10 protein-coding genes, 6 tRNA genes and 5 rRNA genes are annotated in these 18,564 nt (G+C 36.7%); 20 read left to right on the forward strand and 1 reads right to left on the reverse strand.

Annotated features, from left to right (window positions below; translation table 11 throughout):
- Positions 1–117: 117 nt before the first annotated feature.
- Positions 118–234 (forward strand): 5S ribosomal RNA (gene rrf, locus D4Z93_RS01070).
- A gap of 16 nt (positions 235–250) precedes the next feature.
- Positions 251–325, forward strand: a tRNA-Asn gene (locus tag D4Z93_RS01075).
- Positions 326–446: 121 nt separating this feature from the next.
- On the opposite strand, the gene fsa is transcribed toward D4Z93_RS01075, so the two are convergent.
- Positions 447–1,094, reverse strand: coding sequence for a fructose-6-phosphate aldolase (fsa, locus tag D4Z93_RS01080; RefSeq protein WP_119969930.1), 648 nt, complete (start codon positions 1,092–1,094; stop codon positions 447–449).
- Between the two features lie 425 nt (positions 1,095–1,519).
- Here fsa and rrf (D4Z93_RS01085) point away from each other — a divergent pair.
- The 18 genes from rrf (D4Z93_RS01085) to disA all read left to right on the forward strand — a co-directional run bounded on the left by rrf (D4Z93_RS01085) (position 1,520) and on the right by disA (position 18,522).
- Positions 1,520–1,636, forward strand: a 5S ribosomal RNA gene (gene rrf / locus D4Z93_RS01085).
- A 6-nt stretch (positions 1,637–1,642) separates the two neighbouring features.
- A tRNA-Ile gene (locus D4Z93_RS01090) sits at positions 1,643–1,719 on the forward strand.
- A 5-nt stretch (positions 1,720–1,724) separates the two neighbouring features.
- A tRNA-Ala gene (locus tag D4Z93_RS01095) sits at positions 1,725–1,800 on the forward strand.
- A gap of 271 nt (positions 1,801–2,071) precedes the next feature.
- Positions 2,072–3,584 (forward strand): 16S ribosomal RNA (locus tag D4Z93_RS01100).
- 87 nt (positions 3,585–3,671) lie between these two features.
- A tRNA-Ala gene (locus D4Z93_RS01105) sits at positions 3,672–3,747 on the forward strand.
- Between the two features lie 3 nt (positions 3,748–3,750).
- Positions 3,751–3,827: transfer RNA gene (locus tag D4Z93_RS01110), tRNA-Ile, on the forward strand.
- A 248-nt stretch (positions 3,828–4,075) separates the two neighbouring features.
- Positions 4,076–6,976 (forward strand): 23S ribosomal RNA (locus D4Z93_RS01115).
- A gap of 98 nt (positions 6,977–7,074) precedes the next feature.
- Positions 7,075–7,191 (forward strand): 5S ribosomal RNA (gene rrf / locus D4Z93_RS01120).
- Together the 16S, 23S and 5S rRNA genes with 6 tRNA genes alongside form the textbook arrangement of a ribosomal RNA operon.
- A 17-nt stretch (positions 7,192–7,208) precedes the next feature.
- Positions 7,209–7,283, forward strand: a tRNA-Asn gene (locus D4Z93_RS01125).
- Between the two features lie 227 nt (positions 7,284–7,510).
- On the forward strand, positions 7,511–9,592 hold the full coding sequence (gene fusA, locus D4Z93_RS01130) for an elongation factor G (protein ID WP_119969931.1): 2,082 nt from the start codon (positions 7,511–7,513) through the stop codon (positions 9,590–9,592).
- Positions 9,593–9,731: 139 nt separating this feature from the next.
- Positions 9,732–9,971: a hypothetical protein gene (locus tag D4Z93_RS01135; protein ID WP_119969932.1), complete on the forward strand. Its 240-nt coding sequence runs from the start codon at positions 9,732–9,734 to the stop codon at positions 9,969–9,971.
- Positions 9,972–10,041: 70 nt separating this feature from the next.
- A complete protein-coding gene (locus D4Z93_RS01140; protein WP_199798420.1) occupies positions 10,042–10,986 on the forward strand; it encodes an ROK family protein in 945 nt (314 codons plus the stop codon).
- Between the two features lie 380 nt (positions 10,987–11,366).
- On the forward strand, positions 11,367–11,831 hold the full coding sequence (locus tag D4Z93_RS01145) for a CtsR family transcriptional regulator (protein ID WP_119969934.1): 465 nt from the start codon (positions 11,367–11,369) through the stop codon (positions 11,829–11,831).
- A 23-nt stretch (positions 11,832–11,854) separates the two neighbouring features.
- Positions 11,855–12,373 carry a UvrB/UvrC motif-containing protein gene (locus D4Z93_RS01150; protein ID WP_119969935.1) on the forward strand — a complete coding sequence of 173 codons (519 nt, stop codon included), beginning with the start codon at positions 11,855–11,857 and terminating at the stop codon, positions 12,371–12,373.
- Between the two features lie 16 nt (positions 12,374–12,389).
- Positions 12,390–13,418, forward strand: coding sequence for a protein arginine kinase (locus D4Z93_RS01155; RefSeq protein WP_119969936.1), 1,029 nt, complete (start codon positions 12,390–12,392; stop codon positions 13,416–13,418).
- Between the two features lie 22 nt (positions 13,419–13,440).
- Entirely contained in the window at positions 13,441–15,885 is a 2,445-nt protein-coding gene (locus D4Z93_RS01160) for an ATP-dependent Clp protease ATP-binding subunit (protein WP_119969937.1), read from the forward strand.
- A gap of 207 nt (positions 15,886–16,092) precedes the next feature.
- Positions 16,093–17,448 (forward strand): DNA repair protein RadA, encoded by a 1,356-nt coding sequence (gene radA, locus D4Z93_RS01165; protein WP_119969938.1) that lies wholly within the window; start codon positions 16,093–16,095, stop codon positions 17,446–17,448.
- 15 nt (positions 17,449–17,463) lie between these two features.
- On the forward strand, positions 17,464–18,522 hold the full coding sequence (gene disA / locus D4Z93_RS01170; protein ID WP_119969939.1) for a DNA integrity scanning diadenylate cyclase DisA: 1,059 nt from the start codon (positions 17,464–17,466) through the stop codon (positions 18,520–18,522).
- Positions 18,523–18,564 lie beyond the last annotated feature (42 nt).

Raw genomic sequence — 18,564 nt, forward strand, 5'->3', positions numbered from 1 at the left:
GAGAGAACAATCTCAATTAGCCGGGATTTATTTATAAACCTCCGGTTAGTATAAATTTTATTAGAGTTTTAGTCAATGCATATTTATCTAAATCAAAGATTTAGAAGCAATCAGTAATCTGGTGGTTATTACATAAAGGTAACACTCCTTCCCATACCGAACAGGTAGGTTAAGCTTTATTGTGCCGATGGTACTTCAGGGGCAGCCCTGCGGGAGAGTAGGTCACCGCCAGGTATAAAACTTATATTGTTCCGCGATAGCTCAACGGTGGAGCATTCGGCTGTTAACCGAAGGGTTGAAGGTTCGAATCCTTTTCGCGGAGCCATTTTTATTTTTTGTGAAAATTTTTTATCTTTATAGAATAAGAAAATTCCCAAATAGTTGCTATTTGGGAATTTTTAGTATGTTTTATGTTAATTCAAAATTGAGAGACTTTTGTACGGAAATTATTTATTAAAAGCTTCCTTCCAGTCTTTCATAAATTTCTCTATTCCTTGATCAGTTAAAGGATGTTTGATTAATTGTTTTATGATTTTATAAGGTACAGTAGCAATATGTGCACCATAAATGGCAGCATTAACGACATGCATAGGATTACGTATACTTGCTGCTATTATTTGAGTTTTTATTTCATGAACTTTAAATATAGTACATATCGAAGATATTAGATCCATGGAATTATCAGATATATCATCAAGTCTTCCAAGAAATGGGCTAACATAAGAAGCCCCCGCTCTAGCAGCCAATAGTGCTTGACCAGCTGAAAAGATAAGTGTTACATTTGTCTGTATACCTTCTTTTGATAAAACTTTTACAGCTTTTAACCCTTCCTCAGTCATAGGTATCTTTACGACCATATTTTTATGAATCTTTGCTATTTTTCTGCCTTCCTTTATCATTCCATCTGCATCTGAAGCTATAACTTCTCCACTTATAGGACCATCAACAATAGAAGTGATTTCTTTTATTACCTCATTAAAATCGCGTCCTTCTTTTGCTATTAATGAAGGATTCGTAGTAACACCACAAATAATCCCCATGTCATTAGCTTCTTTTATTTCTTCTACATTTGCCGTATCTATGAATAGTTTCATAAAATTGCCTCCTTGTTATTCTGATTAAAGTTTTGTCTATAATCAAAATAACAGAGATAATAAGTAAATTTCAACTATAATATAAGGGTAAATTATAGCTGAAATCTGTTTTAAAGTATTATTTAATAGTTTCTCTTATGATATCTCGTAAATTTGTATTTTAATTTTACTATTCTAATGAAGGAATTAATTCAACTTTAGTATAGTAAGAGGAATAACAACTTTATCTGATGTATTAAAAGATGGGCAGAACAATATAGAAAAGGCTGTTGAAAATATAATGAAGCTCATTAATTTGGTATGATATACTTAGAAACTAAATATGACTAAAAATATAAAAAACTATTGACAAAGTAATATTACGCTAGTATAATTCTTAATTGTAGCCAATCGGGTTTTATAGATAGACTACATTGTGACATATATCTGGTGATTATTACATAAAGGTAACACTCCTTCCCATATCGAACAGGTAGGTTAAGCTTTATTGTGCTTATGGTACTTCAGAGGAGACTTTGTGGAAGAGCAAGTCGTTGCCGGATTAGTATGGATCTTTAGCTCAGTTGGTTAGAGCAACCGGCTCATAACCGGTCGGTCCGGGGTTCGAATCCCTGAAGGTCCACCAAATATGGGGGTATAGCTCAGTTGGGAGAGCATCTGCCTTGCACGCAGAGGGTCAAGAGTTCGAGTCTCTTTATCTCCACCATAAAAGATGAGGAAAATTTACTTTCCTCATCTTTTTTATACTAAAAAATAATATGTGAAGTTCTATTTTGTCTAAAATGTTTTCTTGACAGTATAAACTTAGTATGGTATTATATTAATCGTTGTAAATGTTAGTGAACCTTGAAAATCAAACAGAGAAGAGTAAAAAATAAACCAGCAATTCTTTTGAAAGCTGTTTTGGCAGCTTAAAAGTAAAGTAAATGAGCTTAAGTTGAACTCAAAACTCTGAATAAGAGTTTTATATAAGAAATTAAATTGAGAGTTTGATCCTGGCTCAGGACGAACGCTGGCGGCGTGCTTAACACATGCAAGTCGAGCGAGAGAAATCCCTTCGGGGATGGATCTAGCGGCGGACGGGTGAGTAACACGTGGGCAACCTGCCTCAAAGAGGGGGATAGCCTCCCGAAAGGGAGATTAATACCGCATAATGTTGTTTTACTGCATAGTAAAGCAACCAAAGGAGTAATCCACTTTGAGATGGGCCCGCGCCGCATTAGTTAGTTGGTGAGGTAATGGCTCACCAAGGCGACGATGCGTAGCCGACCTGAGAGGGTGATCGGCCACATTGGAACTGAGAGACGGTCCAGACTCCTACGGGAGGCAGCAGTGGGGAATATTGCACAATGGGCGGAAGCCTGATGCAGCAACGCCGCGTGGGTGATGAAGGTTTTCGGATTGTAAAGCCCTGTCTTTTGGGACGATAATGACGGTACCAAAGGAGGAAGCCACGGCTAACTACGTGCCAGCAGCCGCGGTAATACGTAGGTGGCGAGCGTTGTCCGGATTTACTGGGCGTAAAGGGTGCGTAGGCGGATATTTAAGTGGGATGTGAAAACCCCGGGCTTAACCCGGGGACTGCATTTCAAACTGGATATCTGGAGTGCAGGAGAGGAAAGCGGAATTCCTAGTGTAGCGGTGAAATGCGTAGAGATTAGGAAGAACACCAGTGGCGAAGGCGGCTTTCTGGACTGTAACTGACGCTGAGGCACGAAAGCGTGGGTAGCAAACAGGATTAGATACCCTGGTAGTCCACGCCGTAAACGATGAGTACTAGGTGTAGGAGGTATCGACCCCTTCTGTGCCGCAGTAAACGCAATAAGTACTCCGCCTGGGAAGTACGATCGCAAGATTAAAACTCAAAGGAATTGACGGGGGCCCGCACAAGCAGCGGAGCATGTGGTTTAATTCGAAGCAACGCGAAGAACCTTACCTAGACTTGACATCCCCTGAATTACCTGTAATTAGGGAAGCCCTCCGGGGCAGGGAGACAGGTGGTGCATGGTTGTCGTCAGCTCGTGTCGTGAGATGTTAGGTTAAGTCCTGCAACGAGCGCAACCCCTATCATTAGTTGCTACCATTAAGTTGAGCACTCTAGTGAGACTGCCCGGGTCAACCGGGAGGAAGGTGGGGATGACGTCAAATCATCATGCCCCTTATGTCTAGGGCTACACACGTGCTACAATGGTGAATACAGAGAGATGCAAACCCGCAAGGGTGAGCCAAACTTTAAAATTCACCTCAGTTCGGATTGCAGGCTGAAACCCGCCTGCATGAAGCTGGAGTTGCTAGTAATCGCGAATCAGAATGTCGCGGTGAATGCGTTCCCGGGCCTTGTACACACCGCCCGTCACACCATGAGAGTTGGCAACACCCGAAGTCCGTGGGGTAACCGTAAGGAACCAGCGGCCGAAGGTGGGGTTAATAATTGGGGTGAAGTCGTAACAAGGTAGCCGTAGGAGAACCTGCGGCTGGATCACCTCCTTTCTAAGGAGTCGTAAGATAGGTAACTCTATCTTAAAGATCGGTTTATATTTATCTGTTTGATTTATATTGTTCACAATTCTAATATATGGGGGTATAGCTCAGTTGGGAGAGCATCTGCCTTGCACGCAGAGGGTCAAGAGTTCGAGTCTCTTTATCTCCACCATGTGGGCTTATAGCTCAGCTGGTTAGAGCGCACGCCTGATAAGCGTGAGGTCGATGGTTCGAGTCCATTTAAGCCCACCATTTGTTCTTTGAAAACTGCACAGAGAAGAAAGTTAAAGTAAAGTTATTACTTTGTAAAATTGATTAAAGATTCTTAATTATTTGATATATATTAACATATATTATTATTAATTAACCGGTAAAAATTGATAGAAACGGGTAGCTTGAGGAAAATGTCGTGCAAAGGGTGGAGCTTACTTATGTAAGTGAGTATCCGGGCGAAACATTTGACAGAAAGATACGGAGTTTATAGCAATTTTTACTTAAAAGGTCAAGCTACAAAGGGCGCATGGTGAATGCCATGGCACCAGGAGTCGAAGAAGGACGCGATAAGCTGCGATAAGCTCCGGGTAGGCGCAAATAGCCTGTGATCCGTAGATTTCCGAATGGGGCAACCCGCATGACTAACGTCATGTACTGTAAACTGAATTCATAGGTTTATAGAGACACACCCGGGGAACTGAAACATCTAAGTACCCGGAGGAAGAGAAAGAAATATCGATTTCTTTAGTAGCGGCGAGCGAAAGAGAATGAGCCCAAACCAGGAACTTGTTCCTGGGGTTGCGGGTAGATCACAATTACTTTTATTCTTTAATTGAAGAGAGCTGGAAGGCTCCGCCACAGAAGGTAAAAGCCCTGTAAGTAAAAAAGAATTTTAGTTAGATCTATTCCAGAGTACCACGAGACACGTGAAACCTTGTGGGAAGCTGGGAGGACCACCTCCCAAGGCTAAATACTACCTGGTGACCGATAGTGAAGCAGTACCGTGAGGGAAAGGTGAAAAGAACCCCGGAAGGGGAGTGAAATAGAACCTGAAACCGTGTGTCCACAACCGGTCGAAGCACATTTAAGTGCGACGACGTGCTTTTTGTAGAACGAGCCAGCGAGTTACGGTATGTAGCAAGGTTAAGTACTTATGGTACGGAGCCGGAGGGAAACCGAGTCTGAATAGGGCGACCAGTTGCATGCTGTAGACCCGAAACCGGGTGACCTATCCATGGACAGGATGAAGCGGAAGTAAAATTCCGTGGAGGTCCGAACCGCGTTGGTGTTGAAAAACCATGGGATGAGCTGTGGATAGCGGAGAAATTCCAATCGAACCCGGAGATAGCTGGTTCTCCTCGAAATAGCTTTAGGGCTAGCGTCGGGACTGAGTAATGGAGGTAGAGCACTGAATAGGCTAGGGGCTTTAAAAAGTTACTGAACCTTATCAAACTCCGAATGCCATTTACTTGTATCCCGGCAGTCAGACTGCGAATGATAAGATCCGTGGTCAAAAGGGAAACAGCCCAGATCATCAGCTAAGGTCCCAAAGTGTAAGTTAAGTGGTAAAGGATGTGGGATTTCTAAGACAACTAGGATGTTGGCTTAGAAGCAGCCACTCATTTAAAGAGTGCGTAATAGCTCACTAGTCGAGAGATCCTGCGCCGAAAATGTCCGGGGCTAAAACTTACCACCGAAGCTATGGACTCGTAAGAGTGGTAGAGGAGCTTCCTGTATGGATTGAAGCCGTACCGTAAGGAGCGGTGGACCGTACAGGAGTGAGTATGCTGGCATAAGTAGCGAGAAATAAGTGAGAATCTTATTGGTCGAAAACCTGAGGTTTCCTGGGGAAGGCTCGTCCTCCCAGGGTTAGTCGGGACCTAAGCCGAGGCCGAAAGGCGTAGGTGATGGACAATTGGTTGATATTCCAATACCGCCAGTTTACGTTTGACAGATGGGATGACGCAGGAGGATAGGATGTGCACACTATTGGATGTGTGTCTAAGCACTCAGACGTGCCCGGAAGGTAAATCCACCGGGATTAGTTAAGGTGTTACAGGGATCTCTTTTTAAGAGAGAAGTATCCGGTTCCACGCTGCCAAGAAAAGTCTCTATGGAGTAAACCGGTGCCCGTACCGCAAACCGACACAGGTAGGTGAGGAGAAAATCCTAAGACCATCGGAAGAATTGCTGTTAAGGAACTAGGCAAATTGACCCCGTAACTTAGGGATAAGGGGTGCCATCTTTATTGATGGCCGCAGAGAATAGGCTCAAGCAACTGTTTAGCAAAAACACAGGTCTCTGCTAAAGCGTAAGCTGATGTATAGGGGCTGACGCCTGCCCGGTGCTGGAAGGTTAAGGGGAATACTAAGCCGTATGGCGAAGGTATGAACTTAAGCCCCAGTAAACGGCGGCCGTAACTATAACGGTCCTAAGGTAGCGAAATTCCTTGTCGGGTAAGTTCCGACCCGCACGAATGGCGTAATGATTTGAGCACTGTCTCAACAGCAAATCCGGCGAAATTGTAGTGCAAGTGAAGATGCTTGCTACCCGCAGTTGGACGGAAAGACCCCGTAGAGCTTTACTGCAGCTTAACATTGAGTTCCGGTATTGTCTGTACAGGATAGGTGGGAGACTTAGATACCCGGGCGTCAGCCCTGGTGGAGTCACCCTTGGGATACCACCCTGACAGTACTGGAATTCTAACCGGAGGCCATTTATCTGGTCACGGGACATTGTTAGGCGGGCAGTTTGACTGGGGCGGTCGCCTCCTAAAATGTAACGGAGGCGCCCAAAGGTTCCCTCAGAACGGTTAGAAATCGTTCGCAGAGTGCAAAGGCAGAAGGGAGCCTGACTGCGACACATACAGGTGGAGCAGGGACGAAAGTCGGGCTTAGTGATCCGGTGGTACCTCGTGGGAGGGCCATCGCTCAACGGATAAAAGCTACCTCGGGGATAACAGGCTGATCTCCCCCAAGAGTCCACATCGACGGGGAGGTTTGGCACCTCGATGTCGGCTCGTCGCATCCTGGGGCTGAAGTAGGTCCCAAGGGTTGGGCCGTTCGCCCATTAAAGCGGCACGCGAGCTGGGTTCAGAACGTCGTGAGACAGTTCGGTCCCTATCCGCTGCGGGCGCAGGAAATTTGAGAGGAGCTGTCCTTAGTACGAGAGGACCGGGATGGACTGACCTCTGGTGTACCAGTTGTTCCGCCAGGAGCACGGCTGGGTAGCTATGTCGGGACGGGATAAACGCTGAAAGCATCTAAGCGTGAAGCCCACCTCAAGATTAGATTTCCCATAGCGTAAGCTAGTAAGACCCCTTGAAGAACACAAGGTTGATAGGTCAGAGGTGTAAGCATAGCGATATGTTCAGCTGACTGATACTAATAGGTCGAGGGCTTGACCAGTTACTTTTCTTAATCAATTTCTTCTATCTTTACTGTGCAGTTTTGAGAGAACAATCTCAATTAGCCGGGGTTTATTTATAAACCTCCGCAATCAGCAATCTGGTGGTTATTACATAAAGGTAACACTCCTTCCCATACCGAACAGGTAGGTTAAGCTTTATTGTGCCGATGGTACTTCAGGGGCAGCCCTGCGGGAGAGTAGGTCACCGCCAGGTATAAAAACTTATATTGTTCCGCGATAGCTCAACGGTGGAGCATTCGGCTGTTAACCGAAGGGTTGAAGGTTCGAATCCTTTTCGCGGAGCCATTTTTATTTTTTGTGAAAATTTTTTATCTTTATAGAATAACTAGAATAATTTTACATAGTTATAGAATTAAGAAATAATATCTTATTCTATAACTTTTTATTTTTATAATATAAAAAAATTAATAATAATTTAATCTAATAATTTAGAAAATTTAATTAACTTAACAGGATTTTCAATATTAAAATAGAATTATATATCTAAGTGAAAGTAAGAGGAGGAATTACTCATGAAAAATTATGCAACTGGAAATTTAAGAAATGTAGGTGTAATAGGTCATAGTGGTTCAGGTAAAACTACTTTAACAGAAGCTATACTTTATTATACAGGAGGAACCGATAGATTTGGTAGAACAGAAGATGGCAATACTATTAGTGATTACGATACTGAAGAGAAAAAGAGAAGGATTTCTTTGGCTACATCAATAATACCATGTGAATGGAATGATATAAAAATTAATTTGGTTGATATGCCAGGATATTTTGACTTCGTGGGCGAGGTATATGAAGGATTAAAAGCTGTTGATGTAGCACTAATTGTTGCATCAGGTGTTTCTGGAGTACAGGTTGGAACTGAAAAGTCATGGGATTATGTAAATGAATATAAACTTCCTCGAGCATTTTATATAAACAAACTTGATAGAGAAAATTCCAATTTTGATAAAGTATTTTCACAGTTAAAAAGTAAATTTGGAATGTCAGTTATTCCTGTACAGTATCCTATAGGAAGTGAGGAAAGTTTTATAGGTGTTGTAAATATAATATCAGGAAGAGCACGAGTATTTGATAAAGACAGTAATTTTATGAAGGAGGTTAAGATACCTAAAGAACTTGTACCTAAGATTAAAGATTGTAAAAATATGCTTATTGAAGCTGTTGCGGAAACGGACGAAAAGCTTTTAGATAAATATTTTGAAGATGGGAGCTTAACAGATGATGAGATATACTCAGGCCTTATAAATGGGTGTGCAAATGGTGATATAGCGCCAGTTATGTGTGGTTCTGCTGTAAAGTCTATCGGAATTGAAACATTGATTGAGGATATAGTAGAATGTTTTCCTTCTCCAGAAAAATCATCAATTTTAGATGGATATGCTGATGATAATTTAAAAATGGAAGTTAAGATAGATGATAAGGCACCTCTGTCTGCTTTTGTATTTAAAACTATAGCTGATCCATTTGTAGGTAAACTTTCTCTTTTTAGAGTTATCACCGGTAAGATGAAATCAGATTCAATGGTATATAATTCTAATAAAGAGAAAAGTGAAAAAATAGGAAGCATGTATTACTTAAAGGGAAAACAGCAGATACAAACGGATGAAATTATAGCTGGAGATATAGGAGCGGTTTCAAAATTACAATTTACTTCTACAGGAGATACATTATGTTCTAAAGAGGATGCCATTGTTTTTAATAATATAAATTTTCCACAATCTGTAATATCCATGGCAGTAATACCTAAATCAAAAAACGATGAAGATAAGATATCAAATGGCCTAAATAAACTTGTTGAAGAAGATCCGACCTTTAAAGTATCACAAGATGTGGAGAATGCTGAAACTATAATTTCGGGTCTTGGTGAGACACATCTAGATGTAATAGCATCGAAACTTAAAGGCAAATTTGGAACTGAAGTTGAACTTAGATATCCTAAAGTCCTCTATAGAGAAACTATTAAAAAAGTATCGGATGTCCAAGGAAAACATAAAAAGCAGTCAGGTGGACATGGTCAATATGGTGATGTAGTGATAAAATTCGAGCCAAGGAATGATGGTGAGACAGATCTTATGTTCGTTGATAAAGTAGTAGGAGGAGTTGTCCCGAGACAGTATATACCAGCAGTCGAAAAAGGATTAAAGGATTGTGTAAAACATGGAGTGCTCGCAGGATATCCGGTTATAGGGCTCAAAGCCACACTACATGATGGTTCGTATCATTCAGTTGATTCGTCCGAAATGGCTTTTAAGGTTGCATCTTCGATAGCATATAAAAAAGGACTTGTGGCAGCAGAATCAATACTTTTAGAACCAGTAATGCATGCTGAAATAGTAGTTCCAGATGAATATATGGGAGATATAATAGGAGATATAAATAAGAAAAGGGGTAGAGTTTTAGGAATGGAGCCATGTGGCAAGGATCAAAGAATAATAGTGGAGGTTCCACAGGCAGAGATGTTTAAATATGCTACAGATTTGAGATCAATGACCCAAGCCAGGGGGAATTTTACAATGAGATTTGAAAGATATGAAGAGGTTCCAGAAATTGAAGCAAATAAAATAATAAATAGTACTGAATTAAAAATTACTGAATAGACTATAAAAGACACTATTATGATTAAATAATTCTAATAGTGCCTTTTTTTAGAGTTATAAATTGTTGAATATTTTAATAATATATAACGGAAAATAATATTATATTTAAATTGAAATTTCATATTTGAGGAGATGCTTTATGTCACAATACCAAATAAATATAAATGGCAAAATACGTCTAATGGACTACAGCAGTATTGACGATTATATGGCTATAGTTAATGAAAATGATAATCTTATAGTAACCTTAGATAGCGAAAATGATAGTGATGTCAACATGATTTATAAAATATTAGAAAAAAATAATTTTAATACGACACGAATGTCAAAAGGATCCAATGGTAGATATTATATAAATGCTAATAAGAAATATTTATAGAAGTAATATTAATTTATAGTATAATAAATAAAAGTCGACTTTTTAGAGTTGGGGGAATAACAGCATGAGTATAAATAGTTATGTAGTTGGCGTAGATCTAGGAGGAACTAGAATTAGGGGGGCAATTGCTGATAATAAAGGAAATATATTAAGTAAATATAAGATGGATACGAATTCACAGAAAGGCTCTGATGAAGTGTTTAAAAATATAAAGCTTGTTATTGATAATGTCATTCAAAATTCGAATAGCAAAATTATAGATATAGAATCTATATCAATAGCGGCTCCAGGGCCAATTGATATAAATAAGGGAGTTATTCTAAATACGCCTAACCTGCCATTTGAAAATTTCAATATTGTAAAGAAGATTCAAGATGCTTATGGAATAAGGACTTACCTTGAAAATGATGCCAATGCAGCTGCAATTGGTGAATTTATGTTTGGATCAGGAAAAGGAAGCAAAAATATGATTTATATAACTATAAGTACAGGCGTAGGTGGAGGAGCAGTTCTAGATGGGAAACTTTATCATGGAAGCAGCTATAATGCACTTGAAATAGGACATATGACTATTATTCCGGATGGTCCTAAGTGTAATTGCGGAAATTACGGTTGTCTTGAATCTCTATCATCTGGAACAGCTATAAGAGATCAAGCACTGAAATTTATAAGAGATGGTAAAGATACTTCCCTTTTAAAATATGATATAATTACCTCTGCTGAAGTTTTTAAGGAAGCTGAAAATGGAGATAAGATCTCCAAGGATATATTAGATAGAAGCCTTAATTTTTTAGGAATAGGGGTAGCTAATTTAGTTACCATGTTTAACCCTGATGTTGTAGTAATAGGCGGAGGTGTATCAAGGGGTGGAAAAATAGTTTTTGATAAAATTAGAAATGTGGTAAATAAGAGATGCTTTTTACCAATGTCTAAAACGTGTAAAATAGTAAAGGCAGGTTTAGGTGACGATAGTGGATTGATAGGGACAGTGGCGATTGCAATGATGCAAATTTAATAGGGTTTATAAATGAAAGCTTAACTTATACTCCGGCCGGGATTTCCAAAATACGTCACGTAAAAAATTTCTAGTAAGTCTAAGCTTACGTTCATAAAAATCTAAGCAGATTATATAAACTCGCTGCGCTAAGACTTACTACAAAATTTTTTAATGTGCCTAAATTTTAGAAATCCCGACCTGTGCATAAGTTAAGCTTAGAATTACAAACCCTATATTAAATAGAAGAAAACATCTAATGTATGATATATAAATGAATATAATTTTAAATTTTAAAATTATACTGCTGAATTTAGTAACATATATGTATTGAAATTATATAGTAAAAATAATATCATGTAATTAAGGTCAAAGAAAGGCAAAGTCAAGAAGGTGTTTTTATGGCAAGATTATCAGATGTAATAGAAGATTTTATAAAACAGATGATGGATGATAATAATGAAAGTGAACTTCAAATAGTTAGAAATGAACTTGCAAATTATTTTAGTTGTGCCCCTTCACAAATAAATTATGTCCTTACAACTAGGTTTACTGCAGATAAAGGGTATTACGTAGAAAGCAGAAGGGGTGGTGGAGGCTGTATAATAATCAGAAAGGTAGAATTAAATGACAATCAATCACTTAGTGAAATTATAAATGATAAAATTGGAGATAATATAACATATAATTCTGCCCTTCGAATAATAAGTGGATTATTTGAATCAGAAATTATAACTAAAAGAGAATTTTATATATTAAAGGCAGTTATAAATGACAGAACTTTAAGTTCATTTCAGGAAAATAAAAATCTGTTAAGAGCAAATATATTAAAATCAGCAATGTTAGTATTATTAAGTGACATATAACTTTATTTTTAAGAGGTGATATTATGCTTTGTGATTTTTGTAAAAAAAATGAAGCTACTGTTCATATAACAAGAGTAATAAATGGAGTCAAACAGGAATTTAATTTATGTGAAAAATGTGCACATGAAAATACAGAATTTAATTTTGTTCCCCAGGTAGATTTTTTTTCATCACCATTTACTTTCCAGAATGTATTAAGTGGAATGATGGACTATATATCTAATTCTAATAATGCAACTCAACGTAATTTTAATGTTACTTGCAGTAAGTGCAATTTAAACTTTGAAGAATTTAAAAGAACGGGATTACTTGGGTGTAGTGATTGTTATAAGAATTTTGGTTCAACTTTGATTCCTGTGATAAAAAGAGTACAGGGGAATTTAGAACATACGGGTAAGATACCTAAGAGGATAGGCAATAATATTATATGCAGAAAGAAAATAGAACAACTTAAACATGAACTGCAGAAATGTATAGAAAATGAAGAATATGAAGAGGCAGCTAAAATTAGAGATGAAATAAAAGAAATCAATAAGAAATAGGTGGTGACGGATTGTTATGGAGAATTGGATCAATTCAAATAGAACTGAGAATAAGCTTGTATTAAGTAGTAGAATAAGGCTTGCTAGAAATATTGGTGCAGTCCCATTTCCACACATGTTAAATGAAGAAAAGGGAAAAGAGATAGTAAATTTAGTAGAAGATGCTTTTTATAAATCTCAGATTATGAAAGATAAATTTACTACGAAATATTTGTGGGAAAGTGATCCTGCTTCTAATAGAGTATTTTTTGATAAACACCTTATAAGTAAAAATCTTTTAGATAATAGCTCAAAAGGTGCATTTATATTAGATGATGATGAAACTACTAGTATTATGATAAATGAGGAAGATCATATAAGAATTCAATGTATAACTGCCGGTTTTAATTTAGAAGGGGCATATGATTATTCAGATAAAATAGATGATTTATTAGAGCAAAACTTAAACTATGCATTTGATGAAAAACTCGGATATCTAACTGCTTGCCCTACAAATATTGGAACTGGTCTTAGAGCATCTGTTATGATACATCTTCCCGCATTGTCTATTAGCAACAAGATAGCAGGCATATTAAATGCAATAAGTCAAGTTGGTATGACTATAAGGGGACTTTATGGGGAAGGTTCTAAAATTTACGGAAATATTTATCAGATATCAAATCAAATAAGTCTTGGATTGGATGAAAGAGAAATAATAAATAATTTAAGTGGCGTCGTAAATCAGATTATAAATGAGGAAGTTATTGCCAGGGATACTATTTTTAAGACTTATAAGTATAATATAGAAGACAGAATATATAGAGCACTGGGGATATTAAAATCGGCTGTACTTCTAAACTCGGATGAATGTCTTAGGTTTTTATCTGATGTAAGGTTAGGAGTAGAAATGGGAATAATTAAGGACGTTGATTTGATTATGTTAAATAAATTATTGGTAAAAACTCAATGCCTTTTGATAAATGATTCAAAGCTTCAAAATTCAACTGAGGAAAAGAAAAGTTTTGATAGAGCAAAAATGGTTAGGGAAACTTTAATTAAAAAGTAGTTAAAAGGAAGGTGAAAAGATTATGATGTTTGGAAGATTTACTGAAAGAGCTCAAAAAGTATTGTTTTATGCACAAGAGGAAGCTCAAAATCTTAGACATGGATATGTTGGAACTGAGCATATACTTTTGGGAATATTAAGAGAAGATGGCATAGCTGAAAAATTAATGAGTAATATAAATATAACTGTGGATGATGTCAGAGGTTTAATAGAAGAATATGAAGGAAAAGGGGATATGGATTTATATAAAAATGAAATACCCCTTACTCCTAGAACAAAAAGGCTTCTTGAGTTAAGTTTGTTTGAAGCTCGCAATTTAAACCATAATTATATAAGTCCAGAGCATATATTACTTGCACTTATAAGAGAGGGCGAAGGAGTTGCCTTTACAATTCTAAATAATCTTGGAGCTGATTTTGATAAGCTTAGAAAAGATCTTATAGATGTACTTTCTGGTGAACAAAATACATCAGCTGGAGATGTAAATAAGAATGCAGGTGAACCTACTCCTACACTAGATCAATTTGGAAGAGATTTAACCAATATGGCTAAGGAAGGAAAACTTGATCCTGTAATAGGCAGAGATAAGGAAACGCAAAGAGTACTTGAAATATTATGCAGAAGGACTAAAAATAATCCATGTCTTATAGGAGATCCTGGAGTTGGAAAAACTGCTATAGCTGAAGGACTAGCTCAAAAGATTATATCTGGTAATATACCTGAAATTTTGAAGGATAAAAGAGTTGTGACTTTAGAGCTTTCGTCAATGGTTGCTGGTTCAAAATATAGGGGAGAATTTGAGGAAAGATTAAAGAAAGTTATGGCTGAAATAAGAAAATCAGGCGATATAATATTATTTATAGATGAAATTCATACTATAATAGGAGCAGGAGCAGCTGAGGGAGCAATAGATGCATCTAATATATTGAAACCTGCACTAGCAAGAGGAGAAATTCAGTGTATTGGTGCTACAACTATAGATGAGTACAGGAAATATATAGAAAAGGATTCAGCCCTTGAAAGAAGATTTCAGCCTATAGTAGTAGGTGAACCAACTAAGGAAGAGGCTGTGCTGATTTTAAAAGGGCTTAGAGATAAGTATGAGGCACATCACAGAGTAAAGATAACGGATAAGGCAATAGATGCAGCAGTTAATTTATCAGATAGATATATAACAGATAGATATTTGCCAGATAAAGCTATAGATCTAATGGATGAGGCAGCAGCTAAACTTAGAATTGAAAATTTGGTTGCTCCACCTGATTTGAAGAATTTAGAGTCTGATCTTAATAATATAACTAAAGAAAAAGAAGATGCTATAAGAGTTCAGGATTTTGAAAAAGCTGCAAAACTTAGAGATAAAGAAAAAGGAATGAAGAGTAAACTTGAGGATTTAAAGAAAAATTGGAAGACAGAAAAACAAGTATCGGCTCTTACTGTTGGAGAGGCGCAGATAGCAGGAGCAGTATCTAGATGGACTAATATACCAGTAGAAAAACTTACTGAAAAAGAATCAGAAAAATTATTAAAACTTGAGGAAATACTTCATAATCGAGTTGTGGGGCAGGATGAAGCCGTAAAATCTATAGCAAGAGCTGTAAGGAGAGCAAGAGTTGGATTAAAGGACCCTAATAGACCAATTGGGTCGTTTATATTTTTAGGACCTACAGGAGTTGGAAAGACTGAACTATCTAAAGCGCTTGCGGAAGCTATGTTTGGCGATGAAAATAATATGATAAGAGTAGATATGTCCGAGTATATGGAAAAGCATACAGTCTCAAGACTTATTGGATCACCTCCAGGATATGTTGGATTTGAGGAAGGAGGACAGCTTACAGAAAAGGTAAGGAGAAACCCTTACTCTGTAGTATTGTTTGATGAAATAGAGAAAGCTCATCCGGATGTATTTAATATATTACTTCAAATACTTGAAGATGGAAGACTTACCGATGGAAAAGGAAAGACTATAAATTTTAAAAATACTATAATAATTATGACTTCCAATGTAGGAGCATCTACTATAAAGAAGCAGAAATCTATGGGATTTTCGCTTGATGATAACTCAGCATTTATGGATGAATATGAAAAAATGAAGGATAATATTATGGAAGAACTCAAAAGATCCTTTAGACCTGAGTTTTTAAATAGAATAGATGATATAATAGTATTCCATCAACTTCAGGAAAATGATCTTCAAAAAATTGTCAAACTAATGTTAAAAACAGTTACTAAAAGACTTAAGGAACAGGATATAACGCTCGAATTTAGTGAAGACTCTCAGAAATTCCTTGCTGAGAAGGGAACTGACTTAACCTATGGTGCACGACCTTTAAGGCGTGCTATAACAAAAACTGTGGAGGATAAACTCTCAGAGGAAATGTTAAAGGGAAATGTTAAAAGAGGCGACACTGTTAAGGTGAAAGTTAGTGATAGCAATAATTTAGAGTTTATAAGTTGCGATAATTAATATTTATACTATCAAATCCATTATAATTTTTATGGGTTTGATAGTATTTTTGTGATTTTAAATTAATAGGTTTAAATAAAGCTAAAAATAAATTATAATAAAGGAAATATTTTTTTAAATTTTGATTATTATTAATATTTGATTATTATTAATAATAGAAGAAAATACAATAGATAATATTAAATTTAGCGATAGGTGGTAGGTTTAATGGCAAAGAGCAAAAGTGTTTTTGTTTGTCAGGAGTGTGGATATGAATCATTAAAGTGGCTTGGAAAATGTCCCAATTGTAATACATGGAACAGTATGGTGGAAGAAGTTAAAGAAGAAAAGATTTCTACGAAGCAGAGTGTAATTCTTAATAATGAACCACGTAGTATAGTAAGTATTAAATCAGGTGAATATGAAAGATTAGATACTGGAATATCTGAGTTAAACAGAGTTTTAGGAGGAGGAATAGTTAAAGGATCTCTTACTTTGATCTCAGGAGCACCTGGAATAGGGAAATCAACTCTTCTTCTGCAGGCAGCCAATAACATTGCGGGTAGATATGGTAAAGTTCTATATGTATCAGGAGAAGAATCTGAGGAACAGATAAAAATGCGTGGAGATAGATTAAATGTTCTATCAAAAGACCTTTACGTAATTTCAGAAACCAATATGGATAAAATAAAAGAACATATAACAAATACTAATCCTGTATTTGTTATTATAGATTCAATACAAACACTTTTCAAACAATCAATGACTTCAGCGCCGGGAAGTGTATCTCAAGTACGGCAAAATTCAAACGATATTATGAGTATAGGCAAAACTCAGAATATACCGTTTTTTATAGTAGCACACATAACTAAACAAGGAGAATTAGCAGGACCTAGGGTTTTAGAGCATATGGTTGATACTGTACTTTCCTTTGAAGGCGAGAGAACTCAGGAATTTAGAATTCTTAGAACAATAAAAAATCGTTTTGGTAACACTAGTGAAATTGGTGTATTTGAGATGTCGCAAGAGGGCCTTAAACAAATATTAAATCCGTCAGCTGTTTTTTTAGAAGAAGCGGGCTTTCAAAAAGAAGGCTCTATTGTAATAGGTGTAATTGAAGGAACAAGACCAATACTTGTTGAAATACAAGCTCTTGTAACTGAAACTAAGGCAGTTATGCCAAGAAGAACGGCTGTTGGTGTGGATAATTTACGACTTAATTTAATACTAGCAGTTTTAGAAAAAAAATTAAGAGTTTACTTCTACAATTGTGATGTTTATGTTAATGTAGTAGGAGGATTAAATATAGAAGGAACATTTGGTGACCTGGGATTGGCATTAGCTCTTTTGTCAAGTGTAAAGTCAAAGGCTATTTCACTTGAAAGGCTTATTGTAGTTGGGGAGATAGGTCTTACAGGAGAGGTTAGGCCTGTGACATTTTGTGATAGGCTGGTAAATGAGGCAGAAAAGATGGGATTTAAAAATGCTATAATACCATACAGAAATAAGGATAGAATAAAAAATAAGAATATTGACGTCATTAGTGTATCTTCCTTGGTTGAAGCAATAAATAAAGTTTTTTAGTATAGGGTGATAATATTGAGATTAGAAAAGGATAAAGAACTTAAGAGTATTCTTAAACTTTTGGCACCGGGAACTCAACTTAGAGATGGACTTGAAAATATATTAAGAGCTAAAACTGGTGGACTAATAGTACTAGGTGATAGTGAGCAGATATTAAAGATAGTGGATGGTGGGTTTAAGATAAATTCTGAATATAGTCCATCATATATATATGAACTTGCCAAAATGGATGGTGCAATAGTTTTAAGTAGTGATTTAAAGAGAATAATTTGTGCAAATGCACAGCTTATACCAGAATCAAATGTGCAAACTTTTGAAACTGGTACCAGGCATAGAACAGCAGACAGAGTTGCGAAACAGATAGGAGCAATAGTTATTGCGATATCGCAAAGAAGAAATATAATAACGGTATATAAAGGAAACATCAAATATGTACTTAGAGATAGCAGTGTTATTTTGGCGAAAGCGAATCAGGCGCTTCAAACTTTGGAAAAATATATATCTGTATTAGACAGAGTTGTTGTTAATCTTAATGTACTTGAATTTCAGGATCTAGTTACATTATTTGATGTTATGACAGCAATTCAGAGAACGGAAATGGTTATGAGGATAGTTTCAGAAATAGAAAGGTATATATGTGAACTCGGAAATGAAGGAAGGCTTATTTCAATGCAGCTTAATGAATTGATAAGAAGTGTTGAAGAGGATGGAATATTTTTAATAAGGGATTATTGTCAGGACAACATGGCTTATGATGAAATATATAAAAATATTCAGAAGATGACATCAGAAGAAATATTGAATTTAGATTATATATCTAGAGCTTTAGGGTATATAGGGGTTCCGCTTGTTGATACTCTGATATCTCCAAGGGGTTATAGGATGTTGAATAAAATACCGAGGATACCTTCAACTGTAATAGAAAACCTTGTGAAAAATTTTAAGCAATTAGAAGGAGTAATGAATGCCACATACGAACAGCTTGATAATGTTGAAGGTATAGGAGAGGCAAGAGCAAGAGCCATAAAGAATGGTTTGAGACGTTTAAGAGAACAAATAATGATTGACAAATAAAGTAGTAATTAGCACAAAGTGTTTATTTGTGCTAATTTGAGT

Source organism: Clostridium fermenticellae (genome assembly GCF_003600355.1).
Lineage (GTDB): Bacteria > Bacillota > Clostridia > Clostridiales > Clostridiaceae > Clostridium_AV > Clostridium_AV fermenticellae.